The following is a 1,573-nucleotide window of genomic DNA, read 5'->3' on the forward strand; positions in this document are numbered from 1 at the left end:
GTTTTAAAAATTTTGATTCATCGAAATCACTCGTAAAATATTTTGGGTTGGCTCCACGTATTTATCAATCAGGAAAGAAATCATATTCTCCCGGTAAGTGCCGTACATCCAAAACGCACATTAGAAGTTTGCTATATGTTTGTTCCTGGACGGCAATAAAACATAATACGCAGTGCAAAGAACTTTATCTGCGACTATTGGAAAAAGGAAAGCCTAAAAAACTTGCATTAATTGCAGTTTGTAACAAGTTACTGAGGATTTGTTTTGGTGTTGTGAAAAACAAAACTGCATATCAACAAAATTTTCAAAAAAACTTTAAAATTTTAACCTGAATAATTTGCATAGTAACATAGAACATCAGGGCTATGATTGAGTTCTTGGTAGAGCCTTTAGTTATCTGTAGAATTTCTATTTCAAAGTTTCAATTTCAAAAATCAGGATTTAAATTATTCTTTTTAATAATTTAATTGGATATATACATTCAGTGACCACCCCCGATGCAGTCAGAAGTAAAGATTGAAAAGCCACAGAGTGGCGACCAGTTAATAGACATTACAAAAAGACGAGATTAAGCTCCGTAGGAGCGACCTGTAAGAATTAAGAATATATCATTATAAAAGGTACCGATCAAATGTTCAGCTATAACCATTAAAATAATTTTCTCACAAAACTCTTCATTATTAAATAAACCTGAGTTCGGGTTAAGCAATACTCGTAAAATATGAACTGTGAGATTATTATACATTCAACGCAAGATGAATTTTATTCTTTTATAATAAAGTAAGCAAATATGAATCAACAAGTTGATTTATAGAGTTCAAGCTTTGCGAAGCAAATTTATTTGCCTTTGCTTTCTAATATAGAAGGTTTAATATAAAATCTTTGCGTTTAATGATTTAAAAATTATTATCAGAATCTCTTATTAGAAAAACAAACCATCTCTAAAAACATTGTGAGTAAAACGGTATATATAAAAGGTAGCGCTCCGTAGGAGCGCACAGTGCTTTGAAACAACACCCATTTAATTTCACTCTTTACAGCTTGTCTATCTTTACTAAGTGAAACGCCTTAGTTTACCTTATAATATAATACAGTTGCAAATAAAAAGCTTTTGTTTACTGTTACGATAAAAACCAGACTGTTATATTTCTCAGAAGCCTTCTTTTTTATACACCTTGCCCCTTACCCAAGCCGAAACCTCCCATACAACTCTCCAGCCCAAGAACTCTCGAACTCTCTAACACTAAATCGTTCCAACGCTCCGACTCTCCAACCCTCTAACAGCCCAAACCCATAAAATTATTCTCTCACGTAACCAATACCTTAGGATTAAATATGAATTAAAAGTAAACATAATGTTACATAAATTAGGTTTGTGTTATATAAAAGTTCTACTTTTGCCCCACTGAAAAACGAGAGTTGATTGGTAGCGCAGAAGAGCTTTTAAGGAGGCGAAAACGATAAGACTAATGTTATCTACAGATGGATAAAGATCAATAAAGACTTTCAAATTTTTATAAATAAAATTTGGTAAAGTTAAAAAGATTAGTATCTTTGCAATCCGGTAAAACGG

General features: G+C 32.2%; 2 protein-coding genes. One reads left to right on the forward strand and one right to left on the reverse strand.

Annotated features, from left to right (window positions below; all coding sequences use genetic code 11):
• On the forward strand, positions 1-332 hold a 332-nt coding region (locus OH814_RS20510), incomplete at its 5' end, for a transposase (RefSeq protein ID WP_308829457.1).
• A gap of 1,046 nt (positions 333-1,378) precedes the next feature.
• On the opposite strand, the gene OH814_RS20515 is transcribed toward OH814_RS20510, so the two are convergent.
• Positions 1,379-1,573, reverse strand: a 195-nt coding sequence (locus OH814_RS20515) for a hypothetical protein (RefSeq protein ID WP_308829458.1), incomplete at its 5' end; no start/stop codon positions are given.

The sequence above is a fragment of the Chryseobacterium sp. CFS15 genome (assembly GCF_031118795.1).
GTDB lineage: Bacteria > Bacteroidota > Bacteroidia > Flavobacteriales > Weeksellaceae > Chryseobacterium > Chryseobacterium indoltheticum.